Source organism: Lacihabitans soyangensis (assembly GCF_024343775.1).
GTDB lineage: Bacteria > Bacteroidota > Bacteroidia > Cytophagales > Spirosomataceae > Leadbetterella > Leadbetterella soyangensis.
This window is the reverse complement of record NZ_RJUF01000004.1, coordinates 113,234-135,341: the sequence shown is the minus strand read 5'-3', so window position 1 is coordinate 135,341 and position 22,108 is coordinate 113,234. Positions and strand designations below refer to the sequence as shown.

The 22,108-nt window shown below is 37.1% G+C and carries 19 protein-coding genes; 14 read left to right on the top strand and 5 right to left on the bottom strand.

Features of this window, described 5'->3' with window-relative positions; genetic code table 11:
* Positions 1–491: transposase family protein (locus tag EGI31_RS03425; RefSeq protein ID WP_510186408.1), on the bottom strand; the 491-nt coding region annotated here is incomplete at its 3' end.
* Positions 492–608: 117 nt separating this feature from the next.
* Here EGI31_RS03425 and EGI31_RS03420 point away from each other — a divergent pair.
* The 4 genes from EGI31_RS03420 (at position 609) to can (ending at position 5,047) form a co-directional block, all read left to right on the top strand.
* Positions 609–1,289, top strand: a complete 681-nt coding sequence (locus EGI31_RS03420; RefSeq protein WP_255035750.1) for a response regulator transcription factor — start codon at positions 609–611, stop codon at positions 1,287–1,289.
* Between the two features lie 26 nt (positions 1,290–1,315).
* On the top strand, positions 1,316–2,683 hold the full coding sequence (locus EGI31_RS03415; protein ID WP_255035749.1) for a HAMP domain-containing sensor histidine kinase: 1,368 nt from the start codon (positions 1,316–1,318) through the stop codon (positions 2,681–2,683).
* 133 nt (positions 2,684–2,816) lie between these two features.
* On the top strand, positions 2,817–4,385 hold the full coding sequence (locus tag EGI31_RS03410; RefSeq protein WP_255035748.1) for a SulP family inorganic anion transporter: 1,569 nt from the start codon (positions 2,817–2,819) through the stop codon (positions 4,383–4,385).
* A gap of 14 nt (positions 4,386–4,399) precedes the next feature.
* On the top strand, positions 4,400–5,047 hold the full coding sequence (gene can, locus EGI31_RS03405) for a carbonate dehydratase (protein WP_262925356.1): 648 nt from the start codon (positions 4,400–4,402) through the stop codon (positions 5,045–5,047).
* Between the two features lie 40 nt (positions 5,048–5,087).
* Here can and EGI31_RS03400 read toward each other — a convergent pair whose 3' ends face one another.
* From EGI31_RS03400 to EGI31_RS03390, 3 genes are all read right to left on the bottom strand, one after another.
* Positions 5,088–6,626, bottom strand: coding sequence for a M61 family metallopeptidase (locus EGI31_RS03400; protein ID WP_255035747.1), 1,539 nt, complete (start codon positions 6,624–6,626; stop codon positions 5,088–5,090).
* A gap of 83 nt (positions 6,627–6,709) precedes the next feature.
* Entirely contained in the window at positions 6,710–7,813 is a 1,104-nt protein-coding gene (locus EGI31_RS03395; protein ID WP_255035746.1) for a C1 family peptidase, read from the bottom strand.
* Positions 7,814–7,815: 2 nt separating this feature from the next.
* Positions 7,816–8,079, bottom strand: a complete 264-nt coding sequence (locus EGI31_RS03390) for a hypothetical protein (protein WP_255035744.1) — start codon at positions 8,077–8,079, stop codon at positions 7,816–7,818.
* 124 nt (positions 8,080–8,203) lie between these two features.
* On the opposite strand from EGI31_RS03390, the gene EGI31_RS03385 reads away from it, so the two are divergent.
* From EGI31_RS03385 to EGI31_RS03370, 5 genes are all read left to right on the top strand, one after another.
* Entirely contained in the window at positions 8,204–8,326 is a 123-nt protein-coding gene (locus EGI31_RS03385) for a hypothetical protein (RefSeq protein WP_255035743.1), read from the top strand.
* A gap of 381 nt (positions 8,327–8,707) precedes the next feature.
* Positions 8,708–9,232 carry a hypothetical protein gene (locus EGI31_RS03380; protein ID WP_255035742.1) on the top strand — a complete coding sequence of 175 codons (525 nt, stop codon included), beginning with the start codon at positions 8,708–8,710 and terminating at the stop codon, positions 9,230–9,232.
* An 80-nt stretch (positions 9,233–9,312) separates the two neighbouring features.
* Positions 9,313–9,546: a PLDc N-terminal domain-containing protein gene (locus tag EGI31_RS25385; RefSeq protein ID WP_374760673.1), complete on the top strand. Its 234-nt coding sequence runs from the start codon at positions 9,313–9,315 to the stop codon at positions 9,544–9,546.
* Between the two features lie 30 nt (positions 9,547–9,576).
* Complete coding sequence (locus EGI31_RS03375; RefSeq protein WP_255035741.1) at positions 9,577–10,713, top strand: DUF416 family protein; 1,137 nt, start codon at positions 9,577–9,579, stop codon at positions 10,711–10,713.
* Positions 10,714–10,816: 103 nt separating this feature from the next.
* Complete coding sequence (locus EGI31_RS03370) at positions 10,817–12,682, top strand: tetratricopeptide repeat protein (protein WP_255035740.1); 1,866 nt, start codon at positions 10,817–10,819, stop codon at positions 12,680–12,682.
* Here the strand turns inward: EGI31_RS03370 and EGI31_RS03365 are convergent.
* Positions 12,675–13,517 carry an ATP-grasp domain-containing protein gene (locus EGI31_RS03365; protein WP_255035739.1) on the bottom strand — a complete coding sequence of 281 codons (843 nt, stop codon included), beginning with the start codon at positions 13,515–13,517 and terminating at the stop codon, positions 12,675–12,677. The two genes, EGI31_RS03370 and EGI31_RS03365, sit on opposite strands and share 8 nt — an antisense overlap.
* Positions 13,518–13,719: 202 nt before the next feature.
* On the opposite strand from EGI31_RS03365, the gene EGI31_RS03360 reads away from it, so the two are divergent.
* From EGI31_RS03360 to EGI31_RS03340, 5 genes are all read left to right on the top strand, one after another.
* A complete protein-coding gene (locus tag EGI31_RS03360; RefSeq protein ID WP_255035738.1) occupies positions 13,720–15,732 on the top strand; it encodes a glycoside hydrolase family 127 protein in 2,013 nt (670 codons plus the stop codon).
* A gap of 45 nt (positions 15,733–15,777) precedes the next feature.
* Positions 15,778–16,467 (top strand): NUDIX hydrolase, encoded by a 690-nt coding sequence (locus tag EGI31_RS03355; RefSeq protein ID WP_255035737.1) that lies wholly within the window; start codon positions 15,778–15,780, stop codon positions 16,465–16,467.
* Positions 16,468–16,516: 49 nt separating this feature from the next.
* Positions 16,517–17,545, top strand: a complete 1,029-nt coding sequence (locus EGI31_RS03350) for an LLM class flavin-dependent oxidoreductase (protein WP_255035736.1) — start codon at positions 16,517–16,519, stop codon at positions 17,543–17,545.
* 402 nt (positions 17,546–17,947) lie between these two features.
* Entirely contained in the window at positions 17,948–20,401 is a 2,454-nt protein-coding gene (locus tag EGI31_RS03345; RefSeq protein WP_255035735.1) for a glycoside hydrolase family 95 protein, read from the top strand.
* Positions 20,402–20,427: 26 nt separating this feature from the next.
* On the top strand, positions 20,428–22,098 hold the full coding sequence (locus EGI31_RS03340; protein ID WP_255035734.1) for a glycoside hydrolase family 43 protein: 1,671 nt from the start codon (positions 20,428–20,430) through the stop codon (positions 22,096–22,098).
* The last annotated feature ends 10 nt before the right edge of the window (positions 22,099–22,108 follow it).

Genomic DNA, 22,108 nt, shown 5'->3' with positions numbered 1-22,108 from the left:
TTTTGTGTAATCATCAACTGCATTTTAAAACCATAATAATGCATCTTTAAAGATGGGTTATAACTCGTTGAAGGCTGTACATTGTTATCGTCCTTGCAAATTTTACTTCTAAGAATTCTTGGATTCATGCAAATTTGAAGTGGAATTGAGTCTAAAATTACTTTCCTATTTTCACCATCAATCTGCTGAGCCACCCATTCAGAAATAGAATTTATATACCCACTTAACCTCCTTTTCCTACGATTATAATTTGATCTATCTATCAACTCGGAAAATATCATCAATAAATCATTGTTCAATTTTGAAAACATCCAATTTTCAGAATCCAAGCTAATAGTTTCAGCTAAAATGGATAGTGTAACTACTTCAATATCAGACCATTTTGGCTTATTCTTGTAAGTCTTAAAATTACCATCAGGTAATAAAAATTCATTCAAGGCCAACTTGACTATTGGCAATATTTTGTCGTAATTTGCTTTCAGGTTGTACATATTAAAGATTTGTCGTTATTTCTTTAAGTTACTGAATTTCAGTTATATGTACAACCTTTTTCTATTTATTTAAACCGCACAACGGGTTTCATTATTTTTACGTCAAACAATAAGGCATTGAAAAAAATATTGCTTGTAGAAGACGATACACATGTTTGTGCCATTGTCAAGAAAGGACTGGAGGAAGAAAACTTTGAGGTAGAAGAAGCCAATGATGGTGAAAAGGGCTATTTTTTGTCTCACACCAACACTTATGACTTGGTAATATTAGACATAATGTTGCCAAAAATGAATGGTTTAGAGCTATGTCAAAAAATAAGAGCCCATAGCAACGTGCCTATTTTACTCCTGACGGCACTGGGCACTGCTGAGAATGTGGCCATGGGGCTAAATCAAGGAGCCGATGATTATCTGGTGAAGCCATTCAAGTTTATTGAGCTCATTGCCCGTATCAATTCTCTCCTACGGAGGTCTACACTGGCTGTTGCTGAGCCATCAAAACTCATATTTAGGTTTTCGGCAATAGAAATAAATGACACTTCAAAAGTTGTAACCGTAAATGGGAAAGAAGTACAGCTCACCAGCACCGAGTATAAACTGTTGCTTTTGTTACTAAAAATGCCCAACAAAGTCTTTTCTCGTCAGGAAATTTTAGAGGAAGTGTGGGGAATAAACTTTGACCTAGGAACCAATGTAGTAGATGTTTATGTGAACTATCTACGCAAAAAATTGGATAAGCAAAATTGCCCAAAGGTTATTCAGACCGTTGTTGGAATGGGCTACGTGATTCGGGAGTAAGGATTTGAAAAATAATGTTCCTTCAGATGAAAACCCAAAACAAGATAATTCTTTTACTGTCAAGCATATTACTGAGTTTTATCTTGGTATTTGGAGGTTTTATATACTATACTTTTACCCAGTATTCTTACCAGGATTTTCATGAAAGGCTACACATTCGGGCCGTTACCACTGCCAAAATCCAACTGGAGTACCACCGAGAAGGTAGTTACTTAAAGTCATTTAAGGCAGAATACCTAGAAAAACTGGCCAATGAAAAAGACTATGTTTTTGCCCTGGATACCCTCAAAGACCTAACGACTCTTTCTAAAAAACTGGATGTTAGCCGTACTTTTTTAGATGATGCTGTTCGTCTAAAAGAATCTTATTTCAACAAAAACGGTGTTTTCTTTACTGGAATCAGTTATCCGGTAGAAGGCAAAAATTACTTGGTGATTGTTTCTGCTGAAAACTATTACAACACACACCACGTGGTTTTTTTGAGACAGTTGCTTTTTGGAGCTTTTATAATATCTCTGCTCCTGATATTCTTTGTTTCTTACTGGTTTTCTCTCAAAATTACGAAGCCGCTGAAGGAAATTATGGGCGATATTAACAAAATCGGAACGGATAATTTGTATCTGAGGCTTGAAGGCAAGAATCAAAACCACGAACTAGGTAGTTTGATTGTAACATTCAACCAAATGTTAGACAGGCTAGAAACTTCTTTTGAAGCCCAGAACAATTTTGTGTCTAATGCCTCACATGAATTGCGTACACCTCTGACCACCATTATAGCCGAGGCGGACCTGTCGCTAAGCCGAAAAAGAGAAAGCAGTAGATATGAAGAATCACTTAAAGTCATTCTTGGAGAAGCTGAAAAACTAAATACCAAAACACAGGCATTGCTGTTTCTTGCCCAAACAGGTTTTAAGGGCAAAGAGCTGCATTTTGAAACCATCAGAATTGACGAACTTTTGATAGACTGCAAGCAGACCATCGATAAGATTCACCCCAATAATCATTTGGCACTTAATTTTTCTTCGTTACCCGAAAACCCCGAGAGTCTTCTCATAAAAGCCAATCCACAGCTCCTACTTTTGGCTATTTCTAACATTATCAGCAACGGGATAAAATACTCCAATAACCAACCTGTTATTGTAAAAGTGGAGTCTGTTTTAGGTTTTATTAAGCTTATTATCAGCGACATGGGTATTGGTATTCCTGATAAAGAACTGCCATATATTTACGATCCATTCTTTAGAGCTTCCAACACTTCCAACTTCGAGGGTTATGGTATCGGACTTCCATTGGCCCGAAATATTATCAGAATTCACAAAGGCGAATTGAGTGTTTTCGCAAACAAACCTTCGGGTGTTGTGGTTGAAATTAGAATTCCGTTAAAACAGGATTAGAATGTAATTAAAATCATATTAGAGACCAATGGTTCTCAACCTTTATTTCATTTAAGGCGTTATTTTTACAAAACTCAGAACCTTTCAAGGTTGCTAAAAGGCTTTTGTTTTTACTTAAAATTAATACCTAGAAATGTCTAAAATTTTTCAAAACTTAAAATATGATTTGCCTTCTGGCTTGGTTGTGTTTTTGGTTGCACTTCCACTCTGTCTAGGTATTTCTTTGGCATCAGGAGCACCCTTTTTTAGTGGAATTATTGCGGGTATTATTGGAGGAATGGTTATCGGTGTCATTAGCAACAGTCAGCTAAGCGTGAGTGGTCCTGCAGCAGGACTTGTGGCGGTTGTTTTGTCTGCAATTAGTACTCTAGGCTCTTTCGAGGCATTTTTGGTGGCGGTTGTACTTGCAGGTTTAATGCAGATTGCGTTGGGTTTTATGAAAGCCGGAGTTATAGCTAATTATTTCCCAAGCAATGTTATCAAAGGTATGCTTTCTGGTATCGGGGTCATCATTATTTTGAAGCAAATCCCGCATGCCTTGGGCTATGACAGAGACAATGAAGGGGACTTTGCATTTCTTCAGTTAGATGGGGAAAACTCCATAACCAGTTTGTTTTCAGCTATTCATCATATAGACTTGGGTGCTACCCTAATAGCCATTATAGGTATCATAGTCATTTTGCTGTTCGAAACGTCGGCTTTCAAGAAAGTTTCGAAAATTGTACCAGGAGGTTTAGCAGCGGTTATAGTTTGTGTTTTAGTAAGTGAGCTCATTTTCAAAAATTTTCCCATTTTAGCAATATCTTCAGCACATTTGGTGAATATTCCTGTTCCTACCACTACTGAAGAGTTTAAGGCACTCATTACCTTTCCAGATTTTTCAAATATCACAAACACTCCTGTATGGATTGTGGCCTTAACCATTACAGCGGTGGCTTCAATAGAAACGCTTTTGTGTATAGAGGCTGTAGACAAGCTTGATCCAGAAAAGAGAATCACGAGTACCAATAGAGAACTCATAGCCCAAGGTATAGGTAACACCCTGTCAGGTTTAATAGGTGGTTTGCCTATCACAAGCGTTATTGTGCGAAGTAGTGCCAACCTCAACGCCAACGCCAAGACCAAGCTTTCTACTATTTTTCATGGATTTTTGTTGCTAGCCAGTGTTTTACTTATTCCATCTTTACTTAACAAGATTCCACTCGCGGCCTTGGCGGCGATACTTTTGTTTACGGGATACAAGTTGGCCAAGCCAAGCATATTTGTGGCTATGTTTAAGAACGGAAAATACCAATGGATTCCTTTTGTGGTTACCGTTTTGGCAGTAGTTTTTCTTGACTTGTTGAAAGGTGTCGGTATAGGTCTGATGGTAAGTATTGTATATATTCTGTTAGGAAATCTTAAAAACTCTTACTACTTCCACAAGGAGAATTACGAAAAGGGAGAAACCATAAAAATTAGACTTTCGGAGGAGGTTTCTTTTTTAAACAAAGCGGCATTACGCGAAACACTAGACCATTTGCCTGAGGAAAGCAAGGTGATAATAGATGCTACAAACACTACATATATAGATTTTGATGTAATAGAGCTCATAAAGGAGTTTAAGGAAATAAAAGCTCCGCTCAAACACATTGATTGTGAGCTACTTAACTTCAAAGGAATCTATCAAATAAACAGCAATTTTGTTTCTTCAACTCATTAATTTAGTAAAATAGTATGAAAGTTCAGAAAATAAAGCCTATAGATAAACTTATTGAGAACAACCGAAAATGGGCGGCGGATGTCGTTAAAGATGATCCAGAATTTTTTTCTAGATTGTCTAATACGCAGAAGCCTGACTTTTTATGGATAGGTTGCAGTGACAGTAGGGTGCCTGCCGATAGAATAACTGGTACGCAGCCAGGCGAAATTTTTGTACACAGAAATATTGCCAATATGGTCATTCACACAGACATGAATCTGTTGGCAGTTTTAGAATATGCTGTGGACCACCTAAATGTTAGCCATATTATAGTATGCGGTCATTATGGATGTGGTGGTGTAAGAGCAGCCATGACGAGACATAATTATGATTTGATAAATAAGTGGATTCGAAATATCAAAGATGTTTATAGAATGCACCGTGAAAGGATTGATTATCAAACCAAGCCTGAAGAAAGGCTAAACAAGTTGATAGAGTTGAATGTGGAAGAGCAGGTGATGAATCTGGCCAAAACCAGTATTGTGCAGCGAGCTTGGAAAGCCAAGAAAAGTCCAGAAATTCATGGCTGGGTGTACAGTCTCGAGGATGGACTCATAAAGGAGCTGTGTACCATGACACACAAGGATCACCTAGATCCACTTTACGAATTCGACGATCTTTGAAATAAAAAATCCCGCAAATTTTGCTTGCGGGATTTTTGTTTTAATCCACTTTCATATTGACACTCCAAGCCTCAAAAAGCTTCTTTTGGGCTTCTGTGGGGTTTTCTATTTTATTAATTTCTACCCTTTGTTTTCCTATTCTTTTATAGCTCAAGCCAATTTTGGATAAATATTCTTCATGAGGAAACGGCTCATTATTTACGATATATTTGCTCGTAAAATCTTTAATTTCAGGAAATGTAATGGCGGCCAAATCATCAAAAAAGGTCTTTTCGTTAAAAGGGTTTCCTTTGCCGTACTTTTTGATTAGGTTCAATAGCACTTCTCTTAGTCCAAACTTACCGTTTGAGAGTTCCAATATTCTGATATCTAAATAGCTCGCTGTCAAAGCTCCCTTATAGTAGATGTTCCCATACTGTTGTGCTCCATCACCACCATTAAATGACTCTTCAGCAATTTTCTTTAAGCTCCAGTCTGGCTTAAAGTAGTTTTCGCTCACTATTATTTTTTGTTTCAGGCCGTTAGTAATGTATTCTTCGAGAGTAGTTACGCCTCCTCTGAAGAGTTGCACATGAGAAGCCCATTCGGTAACGCCTTCATAGAGCCACAAGTGCTGTGATGGTGTCGGCTTTTCGAAGTTGAACGATTCTATTATTTCGGAGTGAATGTTCAAAGGAGTAATAACGTGGAAAAACTCGTGCGAAGCTATATCCACCACCGATTTTAGAAAAGCAGGTGTTGGTTCTTCTTCGGCAATCACATACTCCGAGCTATACGAATGCTCCCAAGCACCAGTGACACCGCTGGGATTTTGCAAAAAGTAAAAAAGAAATGTATAATTGTCAACTGGTAACTTCACCAAGAACTTCTCTGCAGCTTTGAGCATTTGTGTCATTTCTTTTAGTAGCATTTCAGAATTCACCTTGCCGTTTTCCGAAAAAGTATAGATTCTCACGGGTGTATCGGCTATTTTAGTTTCTGCAAAGGACAGTTTGCCCGACATAATGGGCGAATCTACCAAATGGTCAAAATCATCTGCCATAAAGTATCCATCTTTCTCTTTTAATGCAGTTCCTGTTTTCCAGCCCTCCTTTCCGTGTATTTTTATACCTACCGGGTGGTTTTGCATTCCTTTAAAATACCCACTCAATGTGTGAGCATTTACCAAAACATTATCTCTTTCTATTGAGCTACCTGCCATCATATATATAGGCAATTCTTTAAGGTTGGTGTCAAAAGTCTCGGCTACCTTATAATGGAGACTTTTTACTTTCTGTGGTTTGGCGATAATATATTGGTTGGGAGCTTTTAATTCTGACTTCAATAACTTGCCGTTTTTATCGTAAGCTTCGAAGTTACTCACCAGCCTTCCGATGTTCATGGTTTGGTAAGTTCCGGGAGCCGTGGCCGGAAATTGGAAAATATTCTGTTTTTTGGAAAGTTTTTCTGGCACAGTGAGTTTTACAAAAAAAGTATCCACATTTTGTTTGACATCCACATCAATCAGTATGGGTTGTTGTGCAAAAGCGGCAACACTGAGTATAGAAAGTATTGCAGTACATTTAAGTTTGTTGAGCATTGATTTTGGTTTTAAAATGATAAACATCCACAAAACTAAAAAAAATAAAGTTTAATGGATATTAATTGGGTTTTTTCAGCTATTTATTCCTCCTCCTCTCTATCGGCTCGGTTGACGGTGTAGTCATAGCCGTCTTCGCCTCCATAAACTATACATAATTCGTCAAGGGCATTCCAGAAACCTAATTCCTCCTCCGTCAAAAGATAAAATTCTTTAAGCGAAATATAAACGCCGCCTTCATCTTCTAGGGTTTCCCAATCAAAAAAGAAGTCTTGTTCGCTTTCTACATATTCGAGAATCAGCTCTTCCAGCTCGTCGGCAAAATCTTCGGACTGCTCAGTATAAACATAAAAATCTTTGAAAATCAGGTAGTCACTGTCATAAAACATCGACTCCTCGTCATCTACAACCACGCCTTCGCTGTAGTCTAGATTTTCCACTGCCTTTATAATCCAACTGTCATGAGAGTTATATTCTGGGTGAATCATATAATCGTATGGGATGTAACAATATCCCTTGTCGCCCCATTCTTCACTCCAGGAGTTTCTAACAATAAAAACCCTATCGATGTCTGAGTAACCCACACAAAGCATGGCATGCCAGCCATGAGTTTCACGGGTGTTATCCGTGGCTTTGGGCATAGGCACACGGCCTTTGTTGTTACAGGCCTCATCGAATGAGTCGAACGTGTTGATAGCAAAAGCTATCGGATAGCCTTCGGCCAAAGTTTCTCTCCAGAGATCTAGATCAGTATCGATATATTCTTTTTCGACTACTTTGAATGATGCACCTTGCTCATAGGCTTCGGGAGCTGGTTCTTCATTTATTTTGTCCTCTTCGTTTGGCCAAAGTTCCTCCGAACATGCACCGTATTCTATCAAACCGTCAATAGCACACTGCATATATGAGCCCGAGTCTTCGTCTTGGCTGCCATCCACATAGCGGGCATTGTAATAAATATATAATCTACTCACATCAGAGGATTCTCCCAGTTCTCTTTTGGCCAAATACTCGTATGCTCCAGCCATAGCGTTGGCCACACAGCTGTTGCCTACTTGATACTCTACGGAGGTCAGAAATTTACGCAAATCTACTTTTTGAGGAAGGCTGCTGGTGTTTTTTAGAGCTTTCATGGCTGCTCCGGCAGGTTTGCGGCCAATTTTGTAGCCACCAATACGATTGTTCATTTTCAGATGTTGATTAAAATAAGACCAATAATAAAGAGAATCGTTGGCCCAGCCGCCCAATAAATCGAGTTCTGCGACCAAGTTTTATAAATACAAAAAATAACAAAAATAGGGTACAAAACCATAGCCCCGATGAGCAAATACGGCCAAACAGACTTGGTAGAATCAGGAGCATCAAATGCCATTAAAGACATGGGTGCCGAAATAGCCCAAGGTACAAGCGTACCCGCATTGAGGATGGTCAAGAGAATTAATAATATTTTCATGGCAAACTTATAATGGTCGGGTATTGCTTGGCAATAATAGTGAAATTTTTCATGTCGACGCGGCTTAGGTTTGTTTTTTTGGAATTTTGACCGATAATTTTCTTATTGCATAATAAACATAGGATTGAAAAAGCAAGCCGAAAAAATTTTAAAGGAAGCAAAAGCTATAAATAAAACTACAAGTGGAGCACCTGGAGCACTAGTTAGCAGTTCAGGAGGAGAAACAACAAAATGTAAAATAGATTAAGAAAATGGTGTTTAAAAAGGAAAGCTTCATTCGTATTTTTTGGATTCTTGTAATTTTAATTGGAATATGGTTGATTTTCATAAGGCCGGAGATTCATATTTATAAATTAAAGAATAATGGACAAAAAACCAAAGGTCTAATTTATAGAAAATCAGGAGTTGGATCAAAAGGTACAAGCCGTTGCTTCTATAATTTCGTGGTTAATGGAAAGGTGTATGAAGGTTTTTACGACAATACAAATTTAAATCAAAATGATAGCATCGTAATTATTTATTATTTAAAAAATCCAAATTTAAATCAAGCCAAGCAATTTGTAGATGATTACTGAAGATTTTAAATGCAATTATTTTGACTTAAATACCTTTTAAAAATTGAATTATTATGCTTAAGGCTTATTTCTATAAAAATCATTTTACTTTTTTGTTACATAATTGTTTAGGTTTGTCAATATGCGCTATATTTTATTTTTTTTATAGTTTATTGAGTCCATCGAACGAAGTTTCAGGTTTTTTAAATATATCAATTCTATTCTTGATTATTGTCCTATTTTCCATTATTGCATCTAATAGTTATTTAGTTTTTATTCCTTCGGCTAAAATTTATGTTAAAGAAGAAGGTATTGAAGTCTACTATTCTAATAAAAAAGTACTATTTTATGCTTGGGATATTATTTCAAAAATTGAACTTAAAATTGAAAATCATCACTTATTAAACTTTTATTTATTTTTAATTGAGGGAGGTAGTCTAAGATTTATTTTGATGAAAAAATGGCATTTATCTATAATTGGCCGAGAATCGCTAAAAACGAATTTTAGTTTAATCGAATTTTTTATTCAAAACAATACCCAATTTAAGAGAAAGTTCGACATTGACCATTTGATTGCATTTACAGAACACCTTAAATAATGTTAGGTCACACGGTCTTTTTTTCTCTCAATTGTAAATTTTGATATATAAATTTCTTATTGCATAATAAACACAGGATTATGACTAGCTTATTTTTGGGAAATTTAGGTCTCACCGAGATATTCGTTATTTTATTTATAGTTCTAATTCCATTGACAATTGGGTTTTGGATAATTGCAATTTTGGATTTAGTAAAAAGGCAATTTGTATCCAAAGCAGCAAAAGTAATTTGGGCAATAGTAATATTGCTCTTACCTTTTCTGGGGTCTATTTTGTATTTATTGATTGGTAGAAAAGGTGGGGATCGGAACTAATATATGTTTTAATACCATGAAATTAGCATTATGGGATTATTTTATAGAGCAACGGATAAAGAAATATTAAAGGATAGGAATAAAATTATAACAGAAGTTGCGATTCCTTCTCTTTTCAAGAATGGTTTGGTAAAGTCGCCATTTTTAGGTATTTGGTTTGGTGAATACGATAAGAATATAAGAGGTTATTCCTATGAACTTTGCAGACTTTCCAAGGGAAATTTATTGGAAATACTTGAAATTTCAGTTCTAAAAGGCGAACCTTGGATTAAAATTCATATAAATATTTTTATATTAGGACAGGCACCGAAGCATATAGAAGATTTAAAGGGAATAGACGGAATTAATTTTCACCTTCCGCCAAATAGCAATACAAAGATGCGATTACGGGATGATGATTATAAAGGACCACCACTTTTTTATATGTTATTTTTACCTGAGCATAAACTTGGGACTTATTTCACTAAATCTGGGTATGAATCAGAACTGGAGAAGTTAAAGAATTTAATTAAATCTGATTTAGAAAATATTGATTCTTTCATTAAACGATGGCATGAACTTCACACACCATTAGTCACAGATTGGGAAGGAAATCCTTTGAAAAATGTTAAACATTTAAATTCTCACCAAAAAGTTCTTTTTGCATGTATTCTTTCTACAAGGTTAATTGAGAATTATCGCATCTTTTCCTTAAAATTCGGTTTTGGTTCAACTCAAGTTCTAACTAATATAATTGATAATGTTGTGGATTCAATTTCTAAATCCAATCTAAAATCTTTAGAGGAAATTGATAAAATGATTGTTGAAATTGAAAATATCACACCTGATACTGAGGATTTTGATTCGGTAATGGTTTCTTTTGCACTTGATGCTTGTGTTAGTGTTACAAGTACTTCGCAATTTTTGAAAGAACTAGATGACAAATGGATAGAGGGAGTTAAAGTTTGTACGTTTGATTCGTTGGATAAATTCATTCAAGAAAAATTGAATTTAACTCCAGATGATATAGATTTTGAATTAAAAATAGCAAACCATGAAATTATGAAAAAGGAGAGTCTATTCCAGCAAAACTTGATTAATGAGATTTTGGATAATCGCAATGACAAAAAAGATATATTTCTGAATTTCTCTAAAACTCCAATTTTCGATTTAGGAGAATTGGAATGAAATTGTCATTTTTTTAAAGTAAAAGTAGTGCTAATATTTCAACTTTGGACAGAATTTTGAGGAGTATTAAATTCCATAAATTTATAAATCAGTTAATGCTATCATGAGTAAGAAAAATAAGAAAATCATTGGTTCAGTTTCTAAAGATAGAACAAGTCAAGTAGCAGATTTTCACGATGAATCTGCTAAAAAAACTTCAATTTTTGAAAATAAATGGCTCACTTATTCAATCTTGGCTCTCAGTATATTAATAGCCTACTTTGGTGCATTTAATAATGACTTTGTAGGTTGGGACGACAACGCCTACGTATATGAAAACCAGGATGTTTTGAAGCAAAATTGGGGTAGGTTATTGGGAGCAATTTATGAGGCCAATTATCATCCTTTGACCATGCTCACACTTGGAATCAATGCCATGATTTCTAAAAAAGCGGGTATTTTTATATTCACCAATGTTTTAATTCATATTCTCAATGCTATTCTGGTTTTTGTCTTTATCAAAAAACTCACCATTGGGAAATTGAACATAGCTTTTTTTACTGCCTTGTTTTTTGGAATTCATCCCATGCACGTTGAGTCAGTGGCATGGGTTTCGGAGAGAAAAGACGTGCTTTATACTTTCTTTTTCTTGCTTTCGAGCATTTATTATGTGAAATATGTTCAAGAAAAGACCAAGAAATTTCTGACGCTTTCTTTACTGATGTTTTTACTTTCTTGCTTGTCAAAAGGTATGGCGGTGGTGCTTCCACTCGTTTTGGTTTTGATAGATTACTGGATTGAGGGAGAAATAAAACTGAAAAACATTCTTTCCAAATGGCATTATTTCGCTATTGCTTTACTTTTTGGGTTAATAGCCTTAGACGCTCAATCTGGGGGAAACTTTGGAGGTTTGTTTATTAGAATTAGTGAAGGCTCAGCCATGAACCAGTTTTGGAGCTTTTCGGATAAATTGTTATTTGCGGGCTATGGATTTTTTACGTACATCGTCAAGCTTTTCGTACCATATAATTTGCATCATTTTTATGCGTATCCTTATGTCAACGAGGTAAAAGGGAGTGTATTCTATTTTTTACCTGTGCTGAGTTTACTACTTTTAGTTGCTGCGGTACTTTCTTACAAACGCAATAAAGCCCTCTTTTTTGCAGTAGGTTTTTATTTTGTTACGCTCGTGTTGGTGCTACAGATTATTGCAGTAGGTAACGCCACCATGGCTGAGCGATATAGCTATTTGCCCTACCTAGGTCTAATATTTGGGATTCTGTATTTGGTGGACAAAAACTTAGATTTCAAGAAACTCACGCTTGTTTTTGGTTTAGTTTCTTTGGTTTTTATGTTTTTAACATCTAGGCAGGTGGAAACTTGGAAAGACACCAAGTCGCTTCTTGAAAACTCCATCCCACATCATCCGGACGATTCATATTTGGCAAGTTCGTTGGGTACTATTTATGCAAAAGAAGGTAACTTGGACAAGGCTATAAAAGTTTGTGAAGGACCAATTTCAAGAGGAGCAGCTAACTACAAATTCTACGAAATTACAGGAAATTCTTATTTTTTAAAGAACGACCTGAACAAGGCTATAAAGTACTACAATGACGGTTTGGTGTTTGCAAAAGATAGTATAGGTAAAAATGTGCTTTATCGAAATTTGGGTGTTACTTATCAAAAAATTGACCAAAACGAAGCCCTGAAGTATTTTACCTTGGCCTATGAAAATAAAAAAGAGGTAGACTTACTGAAGCTCAAAGGAGGATCTTACATAGCATTGGGCAGATACCAAGAAGCATTAAACGATTTGAATGAAGTGTATAGACAAGGTTTTGCATCAGACAGTACATTTACTGACATGGCCGTGGCCAAATATGAACTGGGAGATAGAGTAGGGGCAGTGAAAGACTTAGAAACAGCATTAAAAATTAATCCTAACAATCAGACGGCAAAGAACAATTTGAAGGTTTTGGGAATTAATTGAGGTTTTTGAACACCGCCTCCACAAACCTATTCGGTCCTTCAGATGCATGTTCAAAAAACAAATCTGGCTCTATCATCTCTACTTCCATCAAAAGAAAGCCATTTTTGGTCATTACACCATCAATACGGGCATAAACGGAATCTTTTCCGGTAATTTCCACAATGTTTTTTGCGATGGATACTAGTTCATTTGTAGGTTCAAATTTTAGATATTGAGCACCAAATTGTTTCTGAACTCTAAAGTCGCCAGACTTTGGAACTTTCTGAATGGCATGAGAAAATTCACCTCCGAAAAACAACATGGATATTTCGCCGGCTGACTTTATTTCTTCTAAAAAAGGCTGAACCAGCCAATCGCCAACGCCTATTTTGGTGTCTAGAACTTCTTGTGTTAGTGTGGCGGTTTCAAAAACCTCGGTTTCGTGTGAACCTGCCGAAACTGCCGGCTTAATGACCACTTTTTCCCAAGTTTTGATGGTTTCTAAATCTATTTTTTCTGATGAAAACAAAGTGGGTATAATATTGACTCCTTTTTCAGAAAGCTCTTTTAAGTAAAACTTATGCGAATTTTTCAGAACTGTCTCAGGAGAATTTAAGAGCCGAGTTTTTGAATTCACAAATTGTGAAATCCAGTTTTTGAACGCTTCAGGTTTAAGATAATAATCCCAAGTACTTCTAATCAGTACCAAGTCGTAGGTCGTCCAGTCCACTTCTACATTATCCCAGATTTCAGGTACAATCGTATGGCCTTTTGCCTCAAAGATTGTAATAAGCAAGCGGTCATTCTCGGTTAAATCGGGTAGTTTGTTGTACGTTGCAATAGCGATTTTTGACATTTCTATTATTTTCAAGTCACAAAGATATCTTTTTCTGCATCAAGGATTTCAAATTATTCTCTATGTTTAAAAGCTTTTATTTCGATTTTTGGGGTAGATGACTTGTGTCGTTTTTTAGCTTTTTGGTATAAAAACTGGCCAAATGGTTCTATTTTTCTTAAAATATAGCTAAGTTTATGGCATCTATTCTATCCCTAAAACCATGAGAAAAATACTTACGAGTATTCTGATATTATTTTCGGGTGTTTTGTATGCCCAGAGTTATTACCCTTATCAAGGCATAACCTTTAACAAAGTACACTTGAACGATAATTTCTGGCTACCTAAAATAGAAATTAATCGTACCGAAACCATTTCTTGGTCTTTTCACCAGTCTAAAATTACGGGCCGAATCAAGAATTTCGAGCAAGCGGCTGCTCGCTCTGGAAAACTTTGTGGGGTGTATGTCTTTGATGATTCGGATGTCTATAAAATCATCGAAGGAGCGTCTTATTCCCTTCAAATAAAATATGATAAAAAACTCGATGATTACGTCGATTCATTAATTGCAGTCATTGGTGCAGCTCAAGAGCCTGATGGTTATCTTTTTACCACCCGAACCATGGGCGATACCCACGAATGGATAGGCTCCCAACGCTATGAAAAGGAACACGAATTGAGCCATGAACTCTACAACATGGGTCATTTTTATGAGTCGGCTACGGCACATTTTTTGGCTACAGGCAAAAGAAACATGTTGGATTTGGCCATAAAAAATGCCAATCATCTTCTGACGGTTTTTGGGCCGGGTAAAAAATCCGTTGCTCCGGGTCATCAGGTCATAGAAATTGGTTTAGTTAAGATGTATTTGGCTACTGGCGATAAAAGATATCTAGATTTGTCACAGTTTTTTATAGAATGTAGAGGTAAACGTATTTATGCCAAAACGGCTGGCGACAAAGAAGCCACTGTATGGGAAACTGGAGAATATTGGCAGGATCACAAACCGGCCATAGAGCAAACCGAGGCCATAGGACATGCCGTTCGGGCAACTTATTTATACTCAGGAATGGCCGATGTAGCGGCTTTGACTCAAAATCAGGCTTACCTAAATGCCATCATTAAAATTTGGGAAAACGCAGCTGGAAAGAAAACATATATCACTGGCGGAATAGGTTCGTCTGGTGGCTGGGAAGGTTTTGGGCCAGACTACCAATTACCCAATGAGTCGGCTTATTGCGAAACCTGTGCGGGCATAGGCAATGTGTACTGGAACCACCGGATGTTTATGCTCACCGGCGAATCAAAATACATGGACATGGTGGAGAGAACGCTCTACAACGGTATTTTGGGCGGAATAGGTCTCGACGGAAAGACATTTTATTATGCCAATCCGATGGAATACACCACAATCAATGGAAAACTTAGTGGTGAAAACAAGCGATCGCCATGGTTTAAATGCTCTTGTTGCCCTTCAAACATTTGTAGATTTATGCCTTCTATACCAGGCTATATTTATGCCCAAAAAGGAGCTCAAGTATTTGTGAATTTATACATTGGAAGCGAAAGTTCTTTCTCCATCGATACCAAAAATAGTGTAAGTGTAAAGCAAACTTCCAACATGCCGTGGGAAGGAAATGTGAAGTTTGAGGTTGGTACCAACAATAAAAAAGGAACTACATTTAGTTTAAATCTTCGTGTTCCAGGGTGGATAGATGGCCGCATATTCCCTACAAATCTGTATGAAGTAAGGGAAATTTCTGAATACGGAGGAATTGTTAAAGTGAATGGAATAGAGGTAGATGTCAGAAGAAATAATCAAGGATATTTTGAAATTAATAGACTTTGGAAAAAGGGTGATATTGTAGAACTCAATCTGCCGATGTACACCCAAAAGGTGTATTCAAATGAAAAAATAGAAACTAACAAAAACTTGATTTCTATACAACGAGGGCCACTTATGTATTGTGCTGAATTTGCTGATAATGATGGTAAAACCTCCAATATAGTGTTTGGAACGGCCAGTAATTTCACTCATAATTTTGAGCCGAATTTGCTTAACGGCGTTATAACTTTGTCCACAACTGCTAAGGTGTTTAATTTTACAGAGCAAGAGATAAATACCTCCACCAAAACGGTTAAGTTGATACCCTATTACGCCAGGTCGAATAGAGGAATTGGAGAAATGAAGCTTTGGTTTCCTACCAAAATTACGGGAGTAAGAATAGAGAATTAGAATTTGTGAATATATAGAATTGGAAATTTTTGAATTGAATAAATAGTGAATCAATACCTACAAGCCGACAAGATAAACCTAGCCATAGATTGTTGCATATTCGGGTTTGACGGCGAAAACCTTAAATTATTACTCATCAAACGAAACTTTGAACCCGAGCAAGGCAAATGGTCGCTCATGGGAGGTTTTTTGAAAAGAGACGAAGATCTTGAAAATGGAGCCAAAAGAATTTTGAATGAACTCACTGGCTTAGACAACGTCTATCTTGAGCAACTCCAAAGTTTTGGCAATGTAACCCGCGACCCCGTTGAACGTACGATTTCTGTTTGTTTTTACGCCTTAATAAACATCCAAGACCATGATTTTGAATTGGCAAAGTCTAAAAATGGCTATTGGTTTTCTTTAGACGAGAAACCCAATCTGATTTTTGACCACAACGATATGGTAGAAAAGGCCATAGCTGAAGTAAGATATAAGGCAGCATTGCACCCAATCGGGTTTGAACTATTGCCGGATAAGTTTACCATTCCTGCTTTGCAAAGACTTTACGAGGCTATTTATGGGTACAAATTGGACAGAAGGAACTTCAGTAGAAAGATTTTATCGACCAAACTTTTGATAGACACAGGCGAAAAAGATAACAATTCTACAACCAAAAAGGCTTCCTTGTTTAAACTAGATACCGAAAAGTACACCTCACAATTCAACGCATTTCATTATTTCATGAATCTGTAGTTGAACCAACTCTTGTATTTTTTTGTAGAAAAGCAATAACACTGAATCAATGGAAATAGGAATAGATAGTTTTGCGGCAAAAGATAGTTCAAAACCCGACACAAATAAAAATAGTCAAATAGCAATTTCTGAATTATTGGAAAGAATTGCTTTTGCTGATAAATCAGGCTTGGATTTTTTTGGCATAGGCGAACACCACAGAAAAGAATTTTTGGATTCAGCACCTACGATGATTTTGGCAGCCGCAGCCGCAAAAACCGAAAAAATAATACTAAGTAGTGCAGTAACGGTTCTAAGTGCTGCAGATCCTGTTAGAGTTTTTCAGAACTTTGCGACTTTAGATTTAATCTCAAATGGCAGGGCAGAAATGGTTGTGGGCCGTGGTTCATTCACGGATGCTTTTCCTCTTTTTGGGCTTAATCTGCATCATTACGATGAGCTTTTTGTTGAAAAATTAGATTTGCTATTAAAAATCAAAGAATCCGAAACCATTACTTGGTCAGGTAAATTTAGGCCTGCTTTAAACAACCAAGCCATTTATCCTAGACCTATTCAAGAAGATATTCCTATTTGGTTGGGAGTTGGGGGTACACCACAATCTTTTGTAAGAGCTGGTGTTTTAGGTTTGCCACTTATGGTTGCCATTATCGGTGGCGATACACACCGATTTAGACCCTTGGTAGATTTGTACCGAGAGGCTGGTCGCAAAGCTGGCCATTCGCCTGAAAAACTCAAAGTGGGCTTACATTCATTGGGTTATGTGGCCAAAGATTTGGATACGGCCATCGAAGAATATTACCCAGGCTACGCCGAAATGTTTACTCGAATTGGCAAAGAAAGAGGATGGCCACCTGTAACAAAATCTCATTTTATGTCTCAAATTGGACCCTTGGGTGCTTTTTTAGTGGGCAGTCCGGAAGAAGTAGCCGCTAAAATACTTAGACATAGCGAAGCACTCGGTGGAGTTTCAAGGGTTACCTTCCAAATGGATAATGCAGGTCTTTCTCATGAAAAATTGTTGAATGCAATAGAACTGATTGGTAACAAGGTGTCGCCTTTGGTGAATGCAGCTATTTGATTTCATGACAAGTCAATGGTTGAAAGTATTGAGAAATCTCTATATTTCTAATTTTTGAGTTAACTTGAATCATTATATTTCTTGGTAAAATCTTACATTACCTAATTTTATTTTTCCCTTACCTACAGTGTTTTAAATAATAGTGTTATTCGATAAACGATAGATCGAACAACTTTATTCGTTGATCCTGCCCAAAAGGAGTTCTTCTAAAATCCTTGAATTTTATTAATATTTATTAGAACATTTGAAAATTACATTTATATTTGTGTAAAAATGACACATATAAATATTAATATAATATATTGATATATAAATAGATTGTTAAAATAGTCATTTGATCTGTTTTACAGTAGGTTTGTTGTTTTTTCAAGTTCGGCATTTTGCAGATATTCAACCTTTACAATGAAAAAAGTAACGCTTTGTTTCTTTATTTCTTGGGCAACATTCGCCCAAGCTCAAACTCCTTTAAAACTTTGGTACAAACAACCAGCCGGAAATACTTGGGAAAACGCTTTACCAATTGGAAATGGCCGTTTGGGGGCGATGATTTATGGAAATGTAGAAAAAGAGATAATTCAACTTAACGAACATACGGTTTGGAGTGGAAGCCCCAACCGAAACGATAATCCACAATCACTCGAAAAATTAGCTGAAATCAGAAAGTTAATTTTTGAGGGTAATCATAAAGAAGCCGAAAAATTGGCCAATCAAGCCATTATCACCAAAACTTCACACGGACAAAAATTTGAACCCGTCGGGAATCTCAACTTAATTTTCGATGGCCATGAAAACTTTACAAATTATTACCGAGAATTAGACATTGAACGAGCCATTTCAAAAACAACTTATCAAGTAGGCGATGTGACTTATACCCGTGAAGCCTTTGCTTCATTGGCCGATAGGGTTGTTGTGATGAAAATTTCGGCCAGCAAAGCGGGAAATCTTTCATTCAATGCCAATATTTCTTCTCCACAAAAAAGAAAAACGATTGCCACTACCCCAACCAAAGATTTAACGATTTCGGGCACAACAAGCGACCACGAAACGGTGAAAGGTATGGTAGAATTTAAAGGAATTACCCGAATAAAATTAGAAGGTGGTAGCCTTCATTCAACCGATACTTCTTTGATAGTGAAAGGAGCAAATTCTGCTACAATTTTCATTTCAATAGCTACTAATTTTAATAATTATCAAGATTTAAGTGGTGACGAAAACAAACGTGCCGCCGAATATTTAAACAAAGCCTACCCTAAAACTTACAGTTCGTTACTAAACTCGCACACTTTAGCTTATCAAAGATTATTTAATCGAGTAAAAATTGATTTAGGTGAAACCGATGCCGTAAAACTTCCGACCGACGAACGCCTAAGAAATTTCAGAAATACCAACGACCCACAAATGGTGGCTCTTTATTATCAATTTGGGCGGTATTTACTCATTTCTTCTTCACAACCTGGTGGACAACCTGCCAATTTGCAAGGAATTTGGAATCATCGCATCAACCCACCTTGGGACAGCAAATATACCATCAACATCAACGCCGAAATGAACTATTGGCCAGCTGAGAAAACTAATCTTTCAGAATTGCACGAGCCTTTCTTGAAAATGGTACAAGAACTTTCGGTGACTGGTCAGAAAACCGCCAAAGATATGTACGGTGCAAGAGGCTGGATGGCTCACCACAATACAGATATTTGGCGAGCAACTGGTGCAATTGACGGTGCATTTTGGGGAATGTGGACAGCTGGCGGTGGCTGGGTGAGCCAACATTTGTGGGAACATTATTTGTACACTGGTGATAAAGCATTTTTGGCTTCGGCATATCCTGCACTCAAAGGAGCGGCACAATTTTATGCCGATTTCTTGATTCCGCACCCAAATAAGAATAATTGGTTAGTCGTAAACCCTGGAAATTCTCCTGAAAATGCTCCTGCGGCTCACGATGGTTCTTCGCTTGATGCGGGCGTTACGATGGACAATCAGATAGTTTTTGATGTGTTCAGCAAGGCAATCAGTGCCGCTCAGATTCTAAAAAAAGATGCTGCTTTTGTAGATTCTCTCAAAAAATTAAGAGATAAATTACCGCCAATGCACATCGGGCAGCATAATCAATTACAAGAATGGCTCGACGATATTGACGACCCGAATGATAAACACCGCCATATTTCGCATCTGTATGGTCTTTATCCTTCTAATCAAATATCGGCTTATCGAACACCCGAACTTTTTGAGGCTTCAAAAAACTCCTTGATTTACCGTGGAGATGTTTCGACAGGTTGGAGTATGGGCTGGAAAGTAAACTGGTGGGCGAAATTGCAAGACGGCAACCACGCTTATAAATTGATTCAAAATCAATTAACACCAATTGGCAACGAACGTGGTGCGGGCGGTACTTACAATAACCTTTTTGATGCTCACCCACCTTTTCAGATTGATGGAAACTTCGGCTGTACCTCGGGTATTACCGAAATGTTGATGCAGAGTTCAGATGGAGCAGTGCATTTACTTCCTGCATTGCCAGATGTTTGGCCTTCGGGAAAAATTTCGGGCTTGAAAGCAATCGGAGGTTTTGAAATCGTAGAAATGCAATGGAAAGATGCCAAATTGATGAAATTGGTCGTAAAATCTAATCTCGGAGGGAATCTTAGATTGCGTTCGCCAAATGAATTGAAACAAAACAATGGAGCAAAACTAAAAGAGGCAAATGGCAAAAATACCAACCCATTTTTTAGTTTAGATGAAACAGCCAAACCTGTTATTTCAGAAAAATCAAGTATAAAAGTTCCTACTTTGGCAACAACAAAATTGTATGACATTGCCACTCAAAAAGGTCAAATCATCACTTTATCACTTTAAAATTTACGAATTAAACAAAGATTACAATGTTAAAGAAATTAGCAAAAATTTGTAGCATCATCGTATTGGTTTGTTGTGTAAAAATCGCATCGGCACAAGTAACCCTTACAAATCCGATATTAACAGGCTTTTATCCCGACCCAAGCATCGTAAAAGTAGGTGCAGATTATTATTCTGTACATTCTACTTTTTCTTATTTCCCAGGTTTGCCCATTATGCACAGCCGTGATTTGAAAAACTGGAAACAAATTGGCAATGTAATTAGCCGCCCCTCACAAATGGATTTCATGGGCGAGCGTATGAGCCGTGGGCTTTTTGCTCCTGCTATTACTTATTACAAAGGTATTTACTACGTTACTTGTACTGATATTGACCACGACGGCAACTTTGTGGTGACAGCCACGAATCCTGCTGGTCCTTACAGCAATCCTGTAAAATTGCCACAAGTAAGAGGAATCGACCCATCAATTTATTTCGATGAAGCCACGGATAAGGCCTACATCGTTTATAACAGTGATGCTCCTGATAATAAGCCACTTTACCCTGGCCACCGCACTGTGCAAATGTATGAGTTTGATTACAAAAACTTGAAAACCATTGGAGAGAAAAAGCAATTGATAAACGGTGGTGTGGACATTACCAAAAAACCTGTTTGGATTGAAGGTCCACACATTTTGAAACGTAACGATTGGTATATTTTATATTGTGCAGAAGGTGGAACATCGGTGAATCACTCGCAAGTGGCCTTGCGTAGCAAAGACATTTGGGGGCCGTATGTGCCGTATGAAGGAAATCCAGTTTTAACTCAAAGAGGTTTACCTGCCGACCGCCCAAATCCAATTACTTCAGCAGGACACGCCCAGTTTATCGAAGGGCCGGATGGTAATTGGTACTCAATTTTCTTGGCTGTTCGCCCTTACGAAGGCGATTATTACAACACTGGTCGTGAAATGTTTATTGCTCCGCTTACTTGGGTGAACGATTGGCCAATGATTGAACACGGCGAAAAAGCCATCGAATACAAATACAAAACCAATATCAAAGAAGTTAAACAAAAAGGAGCTTTGCCACAAAACGGCAATTTTTCTTACACAATGAAGTTCGACAAAGGTCTTGACCTTTCGATGATGCACCTAAGAAAAGTTGATAGCAGTTCGTTTAAAACTTCTAAAAAAGGTCTTACGCTCAACCTCAAACCTGAAACTATTTCAGAATTGGGGAATCCTTCTTTTGTAGCCAAACGCCAGCAACACATGAACAGCACGGCCGAAACGGAACTTGTTTTTACTCCAAAATCTGAAAAAGAAAAAGCGGGTTTGGTGATTTATCAAGACGAAAGTCACTACTATTTCTTGGCAAAATCAATCAAAGATGGTAAAACTCAGGTAGAATTATACAAAAGTGTTCACCGCAAAAAAGATGTAGAGTTGATAAATACGTTACCAGTTGGCAATGGAAAATTAGTGCTACGTATCACTAATAATGCAGATAAATGCCATTTTGCTATTTCAGAAAACGGCAAAGACTTTAAAGTTTTGGCCGAAAACCAAGATGGTAAACACCTATCTACCAGAGTTTCGGGCGGTTTTATTGGTAATGTTTTTGCCATGTATGCCACTTCGAACGGAGAAAAATCAGACAACAACGCAACATTTAAGTATTTGAAATACAGCGGTGATGATGCCGTTTTGAGATAACATTTAATTC

Bases quoted from the DNA above. Each gene is read 5' to 3' on its own strand.
- EGI31_RS03415 (WP_255035749.1), top strand. From the start codon at position 1,316: ATGAAAACCCAAAACAAGATAATTCTTTTACTGTCAAGCATATTACTG.
- EGI31_RS03410 (WP_255035748.1), top strand. From the start codon at position 2,817: ATGTCTAAAATTTTTCAAAACTTAAAATATGATTTGCCTTCTGGCTTG.
- can (WP_262925356.1), top strand. From the start codon at position 4,400: ATGAAAGTTCAGAAAATAAAGCCTATAGATAAACTTATTGAGAACAAC.
- EGI31_RS03400 (WP_255035747.1), bottom strand. From the start codon at position 6,626: ATGCTCAACAAACTTAAATGTACTGCAATACTTTCTATACTCAGTGTT.
- EGI31_RS03395 (WP_255035746.1), bottom strand. From the start codon at position 7,813: ATGAACAATCGTATTGGTGGCTACAAAATTGGCCGCAAACCTGCCGGA.
- EGI31_RS03390 (WP_255035744.1), bottom strand. From the start codon at position 8,079: ATGAAAATATTATTAATTCTCTTGACCATCCTCAATGCGGGTACGCTT.
- EGI31_RS03380 (WP_255035742.1), top strand. From the start codon at position 8,708: ATGCTTAAGGCTTATTTCTATAAAAATCATTTTACTTTTTTGTTACAT.
- EGI31_RS25385 (WP_374760673.1), top strand. From the start codon at position 9,313: ATGACTAGCTTATTTTTGGGAAATTTAGGTCTCACCGAGATATTCGTT.
- EGI31_RS03375 (WP_255035741.1), top strand. From the start codon at position 9,577: ATGGGATTATTTTATAGAGCAACGGATAAAGAAATATTAAAGGATAGG.
- EGI31_RS03370 (WP_255035740.1), top strand. From the start codon at position 10,817: ATGAGTAAGAAAAATAAGAAAATCATTGGTTCAGTTTCTAAAGATAGA.
- EGI31_RS03365 (WP_255035739.1), bottom strand. From the start codon at position 13,517: ATGTCAAAAATCGCTATTGCAACGTACAACAAACTACCCGATTTAACC.
- EGI31_RS03360 (WP_255035738.1), top strand. From the start codon at position 13,720: ATGAGAAAAATACTTACGAGTATTCTGATATTATTTTCGGGTGTTTTG.
- EGI31_RS03350 (WP_255035736.1), top strand. From the start codon at position 16,517: ATGGAAATAGGAATAGATAGTTTTGCGGCAAAAGATAGTTCAAAACCC.
- EGI31_RS03345 (WP_255035735.1), top strand. From the start codon at position 17,948: ATGAAAAAAGTAACGCTTTGTTTCTTTATTTCTTGGGCAACATTCGCC.
- EGI31_RS03340 (WP_255035734.1), top strand. From the start codon at position 20,428: ATGTTAAAGAAATTAGCAAAAATTTGTAGCATCATCGTATTGGTTTGT.